Raw genomic sequence first — 6975 nt, 5'->3', positions numbered from 1 at the left:
AAAATAAACACTCCATTTTTGAAATGTTTATTTAAAGCGATATATTTTACTAGGTCTCCCTCGGAAAGATAAAGATTCTTCGCCAATACATTCTAATAATTCTACTTCACACAGATCTGCAACTATGCGCCTAGCATTTCGTTCTGTCATATTAAGCTGTTCAGCTAAATTCTTTGTTGTAAAATCGGACCACCCCATTCTCTTAATGAGATTTTGGATTTTATGAAATGTCTTCACGCTAATATTGCCTAATTTAAGTTTTTGCAACAATTCTTGGTCATCTGTTCGATAAGCATATGAAAACTCTTCTTCTCTACCAACTGACTCGATGATTTCACCATTCTCTTGCACAATTATGATTTTTCGATTATTCGTCTCTTTTGACTGTTGAATTGATTCAATCGCATGTTTTTCTGCTGAAAAAACCGTCTCCCCAAAACCAATACCTACGGAGACTTTCGAATCAGATTCTAACGATAACTGTTCGACCGTATTTTCTAACAGTTTAATCTCTCGTTCAATTGCACCTCTAGAACTGTATATTAAATATTTCCCGTACCCTTTTTCAATTAAAGAACCATTTAATTGTTCACAAAGTGTTAGAAGCACATTCTTAATACGAAGCTCGATGTGCTGTAAATGATATGGTGATTTTGCTTTCTTAATAATCTCCTCAAAATTTTCTATTTCAATCAACTCTACTCCAATTTGAGAGTCCTTAAAATATAGTCCTTTTACTTTTTCCGTTAATAGCTTTAATGTTTGCCGAATATCAACTCTACTAGTTGAGATCCATTCAACTGGAACTTCTCTTCTTTTTAATTCTTGATAAATAGTTGGAAAATTAGTCAAAACACCTTCCGTTTTATTTGCTTCCCATAATTCAAGATGAAATTGTAATATCTCCTCTAAATTTATCTCTTCTCCTTCAAACCTTTTTATATAAAGCTGATCAAATGGGTTATTCAGCTGCTCTAATGCATCCTCTAATAGATTAGAATACATCGGCATATCAACGCTTAATCGCCTAATTAACTTATCAGTATGATACATAATATTAAGCAGACTTTTATATACAGTAGCCTCAGTATGTGGAATATACAATAATTTTTCACTAGAATATAGATCTTTTTTGGCAATATTATATGGTAATTGCCCTGAAAAAAGCCAGACATCAACATCTCGATCATGTTTCTTTACGATTTCTTTTGTTTCCACTGGTTCCTCATAGGAAAAAGGAAAAAACTTCATTTCTTGTTCATATTCCTTAGAAAAACTTAAAATTCGTTCTAAAGACCATTCTGGGCCGACCAGTCCAATACGATACATTATTACACCCCCAAATACTCGCGGATTTGTTTTATTTACTTTTTCATTATGTACTTTATCTAATTAATCTTAACAGTACTACACCTTAATTTACCACGTTTATTAAAAATTGATTGCATAAAAAAAGACTTTACATCAAGAGATTTTCTTGAATCAAAGCCCTTTTAATTCTTTTACATTATCTAATTCTAATTTTCTGCCATTAAAACGAACTTAAATAACCCTTCATCTCGTTTACTAATTCTTCAGGGGACTCATACATACTCATATGCCCTGCGTTATTTAAAGTTGAAGTCTTAATATTTTCTTTTTGGACCGAAAAAGTCTTTTCAGGCGGAATAATCTGATCGTCTTTACCTGCTAATAAAAGTACTGGTAAATTCGTATCGTTCAGTACATGATTTCGGTCAGGTCTATTTTTCATACTTATTAAGGCCTTAACAGTCCCATCTACTGAAGTTTTATACCCGATCTGCTTTGCTATATCTATTTCTGAACTATTTTTTTGAATATTTTTTGGAGAGAAAAGTTTAGGAATCAATCCATCGACTACGTTTTTCACTCCTTCATTTTTAACTTTTTCAGCATTTGCCATTCTACCTTTTTTTGCTTCCTCACTATCTGGATAAGCCGTAGAGTGGATTAATGAAAATCCATTTAAATAGTTTGAGTATCTTTCAGCAAAGGCTAGTGTAATATAACCTCCTAACGAGTGCCCAAATAAAGTTACTTGATTAATGTTTAATTGATCTAGTAGATCTTTAAGCATATCTGCATAATCTTCAATTGAATGTTCTTCTTTTATAGAAGTGGAATCTCCATGCCCTGGTAAATCAATAGCGATTACTCGAAAATCTTCTGCCAACTTTGGAATTACTTTTTCCCAATATGCATGACTCCCCATAAAACCATGAATTAAAACAATTGGCTTTCCTTTACCTTGGTCCTTAAAAGCAATTGATAAATTTTGAAGTTCTATTTTACTATTAATAATCTTTCAACTCCATTCAAGAATATTGGATTACTCTTTAATCACATTATAAATAGAAATTACCAACAGTCAAAAATATATACTAATTTATGTTTTATATTTTACAAGTATCTAAAAAAAGATGTCTCACAAGTAATTTTACTTATGAGACATCCTCTTATCATTTAAATACAAATCCCCAAGAACTTCCTACTCTAAAACTTATCTGTCTTTTGTTTAAATACTGTATCGTTTTGCTGAATTTTATGATCCTTATTTTTATCAATAAATAAGTAAGCAATGGATAATACAATTAGCCATGGTATTCCGAATTGAAGCATAATCTTAAAGCCAGTAAACCAAGAAGTAATGGTTAATCCTAACAATAAAATCGCTCCTAAAATTGTGAAGTAAGGGAAACCGATCATTTTTACTGGTAATTTTCGCCCGCCTGACTGTTCCCATTTCCTTCTAAAAAATAGATGTGAAATAAAGATTGTCATCCAAGTAAACATCGCACCAAACATTGAGATTCCCATCATAAATGCATAAGAGGAATCTGGTAGGACTGCATTTACGATTCCGGCAACAACAATTCCAACTGTTGAAACTGCAAGAGCATTTACTGGAACACCTTTTTTACTTACTTTGCCTAAAATTTTCGGTGCATGATTACTATTAGAAAGTGAATACACCATACGTGTTGAAGCATATAATTGGCTATTCATCGCTGACAAAGCTGCCGTTAAAATAATAAAGTTCATAAAGCCTGATGCAAAAGGTATATTTAAAATCTCCATAACCTTTACAAATGGACTTTCATCTACCCCTGCTGATTTCCAAGGAACGATGATGAGCATGATTCCAATCGTTAATACATAAAAAATTGATAAACGAAAAACTGTTGCTTTAAGAGCTTTTGGAACAGCAATATCAGGTTCTTTTGCTTCGCCTGCTGTAACCGCTATCATTTCAGTTCCTAGAAAACTAAATAACGAAATAAATACGGCTACCCACATGCCCCACCAACCAAATGGCATAAACCCTCCGTCATTTGTTAAGTTCTCTACACCAATATTCCCGTGGTTAGATGCTCCAAACAAGACATAAGCTCCAAATAGGATAAAACCAACAATTGCGCTTACTTTAATCATTGAAAACCAATACTCAAATGTTGCAAACGTATTAACACTAGTAGCATTTATATAGATTAACACTGCTGCAAAAAAGGAGATCCAAACGATTCCAGGTACAGTTGGAAACCAATATTTCATATAGACTGCAATTGCACTTACTTCTACTCCAACAGCAAGTACTTGTGCCACCCAATATGAATATCGGACAAGATACCCAGCCATAGGATGGATATATTTTTCAGCAATTGTTCCAAACGAACCACTAGTAGGATGTGCAACGGTCATCTCAGCTAAGCAGCCCATGAGCAGTAAGACGATGAACGCACCAACTGCATAACTAAGTAATACGCTTGGACCAGCAGTTTTTATTGCTAATCCGCTTCCTAGGAATAAACCCGTTCCAATTGCACAACCCATTGCAATCATCGTTAGTTGACTAGTTTTCAACTCTCTTTTTAAGCCTTTTTCTTGCTCGTTTTCAATTTTATAATTAGTGGTGGATTTCTTCATAATCTCATCCCCTTGTCCCCTTAGATAGCCAACTAAACTTACGCGACAACTTCACGTTCATTTTTAAATTTTTCATATTGCTTTTCAGTCATGATTTTCTTAAGTGTTTGTACAACTTCCCAAACTTCCTCGTAAGAAGTGTAAAGTGCTACTGGTGCTAGACGAATTATATTTGGTGCTCTGAAGTCAGGAATAATTCCGTTTTCTTTCAAAGACTTACATATACGAGCTGCTTCTTCATGCTCTAGACTGACATGTCCTCCTCGACGAGCATCCTCTCTAGGAGATCCAATGAAAAACCCCATGTCTGGTAATTCTTGTTCAATACAATCCATTAAAAATTGATTAATCTGTAGTGATTTTTCTCGAATCGCAACAATTCCCGCTTCTGTAAAAATCTCCAATGATCCTAATAACGGTGCACAGCTTAATACATGTGGAGTCCCGATTTGATAAGCACCAGCCGTTTCAGCAGGAGTTAGCGTATGCTCCATATCAAATTGTTTATCTTTTCTTGAACTAAACCACCCTGCAAGTCCAGGCAATGAACCAAAATGTTTACGATTAACAAATAATCCACCTACACCACCTGGTCCACCATTTAAGTGTTTATAATTGCACCAATAGGCAAAATCAACGTCCCATTCACTAAAAGAATGTGGAATTGATCCAACTGAATGACACCCATCAAAACCGATTAAAATTCCTCGTTTATGAGCTTCTTCAGTTAAACGCTTCATATCTAAAATTTGACCACTGCGATATAATACTGTCGGTAAAATAATTAATGCAATTTCATCCGTCATTGCATGAATAATGTCTTCCTCTTCTAAATAACGTCCATCTTTACTTTTTACGCAAATAAGGTCTTTTTCAGGATCGAGTCCATGAATACGTAGTTGACTTTGAAGAGCATAAATATCTGATGGGAAAGTAAGCTCATCAGCTAAAATCTTTTTTCGATTACCTTTTGGTTGAAAAAAAGTAGCAACTAACTGATGTAAATTAACGGTCGTTGAACCGGTTACAATTACTTCCTCAGAAGAAGCACCAACTAACGGAGCTAATTTTTCTCCTAATTTTTCGGCCATGAAAAACCATGGATGATTTCCATTTGTCCAACCGTCTATACCATAGTTCTTCCAATCATCCAAAGATTCTAGTAAAGTACGTTCAGCTCTTTTAGAAAGTAGTCCTAATGAATTTCCATCCATATAGATTGAACCAGGTTTTAAGTAAAACTCATCTCTAAACTGTCTAAGAGAATCGAGACTGTCCATTTTTTTTGCGTATTCTAAACTTGTTTCTGTAACTTTCGTACTCATAATGTTCCTCCTCTATCAATCTATTATTTAAATCTATTTGTGAAAAAATCATATCAAAATAACTGACATAATGTCAATGACATGATGTCATATTTTCTGATAATAAAGAAGGTTTAGACATAAAGAGCTGATTTTATGTTATCCGTACATAGTTTTTCTGTCATTTCTTTCATTTTTATTCATTTACCTATATGCTAGAAGTAACATATGTTGGAGGATCGTAGTATGAGTAATGACAAAGTAGAATCTAAGCGTCAATTACGTTCAATGATGACAAGACAAAAACTACTCGAGGCTGCTAAAGAAGTATTTCTTGAAGAAGGATTTCAAAAAGCGACGATAACACAAATGATAAAAAAAGCTGATATTGGATACGGAACAGCTTATGTACACTTTAAAGGTAAGGAAGAGCTTTTGATTGTATTAATGGAAAGTGTAATGGAAAGGTTTTATAAAATTGCCGAAACTCACTTTTTTCCTGAAACGAAAGAATCCGCTGAATCGATTATTTATAAACAAGCTACTTCTTTTCTAAAAATGGCAGAAGATGAGCGAAATATGATGCAAATTTTTGAACAAGCAATTGGAGTATCCGAAATTATTTCAGACAAATGGAAAACGATTCGTGAAAAGTTTATAAATCGCATCTCAATAGATATTAAATATGCACAAGAAATAGGGTTAGCTAGAAAAGAGTTAAACGATGAACTAGTCGCGCGAGCTTGGTTTTTTACAAATGAGATGTACTTATGGGAAATCGTTCGAAATGAACAGCATTATACTATTGAAGAAATTGCCAAAACGATCACATCACTTTATACAACTGGTCTTTATTAAGAATCAAAATAAAAAGCTCAGACTTTTAATTCTAAAGTTTGAGCTCTTTTTGATTTCTATTTCGATTTAGCACTACAATACATTTCTCGTAATATAAATTTCTGAACTTTCCCTGATGCATTTCGAGGAAGCTGCTCAATAAATTCAACAACTCTAGGAATCTTATACCCTGCCATTCTTTCACGGCAAAAAGCTTGAATCTCCTCAAAAGATAGGCGATGCCCTGGCTTTAATACGACAATTGCCGTTACGGCTTCTCCCCATTTAGCATCAGGCGTACCGATCACTGCTGCTTCTAAAATAGCTTTATGCTCATATAAAACGTTTTCAATTTCAACTGAATAAATATTTTCTCCACCTGAAATTAGCATATCCTTACTTCGGTCAACTAACGTGATATACCCTTCCTCATCTACTACAGCTAAATCTCCTGTATATAACCAACCATCTTTAATCGTATCTGCTGTTTCTTTCGGCTTTTTATAGTATTCCTTCATAATTGTTTCAGCTTTTAAGATCAATTCACCAACTTCACCAGGTAAAACTTCTTCATCTTGTTTATTGACTACTTTAATAATTGTATAGAGTAATGGTGTTTTTCCTGTTTTTCCGAAATGATGCTCATGGTCTTCTGGTGAAAGATAAACTCCTGTTGGCCCTCCTTCTGTTAATCCACATAAGCTGAAAAATTGATTTGTATTAAATAATTTCATACTTTTCATTAAAATTTCAGGTGGCATGGGAGCTGCACCATATGCACACCGTTTTACGGAAGAAAGATCAAATTGATCAGCATTTGGAACTTGCTGTAAATAGTTATACATTGTAGGAACACCAAAAAATAAAGTAATTTTATACTTTTCAATAT

6 protein-coding genes are annotated in these 6975 nt (G+C 33.8%); 1 reads left to right on the top strand and 5 read right to left on the bottom strand.

The window, feature by feature from the left end; translation table 11 throughout:
- Positions 1-27: 27 nt before the first annotated feature.
- From CN514_RS02005 to kynU, 4 genes are all read right to left on the bottom strand, one after another.
- Positions 28-1329, bottom strand: a complete 1302-nt coding sequence (locus CN514_RS02005; protein WP_098231145.1) for a hypothetical protein — start codon at positions 1327-1329, stop codon at positions 28-30.
- 202 nt (positions 1330-1531) lie between these two features.
- On the bottom strand, positions 1532-2287 hold the full coding sequence (locus CN514_RS02000; RefSeq protein WP_353652048.1) for an alpha/beta fold hydrolase: 756 nt from the start codon (positions 2285-2287) through the stop codon (positions 1532-1534).
- 227 nt (positions 2288-2514) lie between these two features.
- A complete protein-coding gene (locus CN514_RS01995; RefSeq protein WP_098231143.1) occupies positions 2515-3945 on the bottom strand; it encodes an amino acid permease in 1431 nt (476 codons plus the stop codon).
- Positions 3946-3983: 38 nt separating this feature from the next.
- Complete coding sequence (kynU, locus tag CN514_RS01990; RefSeq protein WP_098231142.1) at positions 3984-5270, bottom strand: kynureninase; 1287 nt, start codon at positions 5268-5270, stop codon at positions 3984-3986.
- 225 nt (positions 5271-5495) lie between these two features.
- On the opposite strand from kynU, the gene CN514_RS01985 reads away from it, so the two are divergent.
- The gene (locus CN514_RS01985) at positions 5496-6107 is read left to right on the top strand and encodes a TetR/AcrR family transcriptional regulator (RefSeq protein WP_098231141.1); all 612 of its coding nucleotides are present in this window, start codon (positions 5496-5498) and stop codon (positions 6105-6107) included.
- 56 nt (positions 6108-6163) lie between these two features.
- Here the strand turns inward: CN514_RS01985 and CN514_RS01980 are convergent.
- Positions 6164-6975 (bottom strand): class I adenylate-forming enzyme family protein (locus CN514_RS01980; RefSeq protein WP_141529283.1); only part of this gene is annotated, 812 nt, incomplete at its 5' end.

The sequence above is a fragment of the Bacillus sp. AFS001701 genome (assembly GCF_002559405.1).
Taxonomy (GTDB): domain Bacteria; phylum Bacillota; class Bacilli; order Bacillales; family Bacillaceae_G; genus Gottfriedia.
Note: the sequence above shows the minus strand (reverse complement) of the source record. Positions and strands in the feature narration are given on the sequence as shown.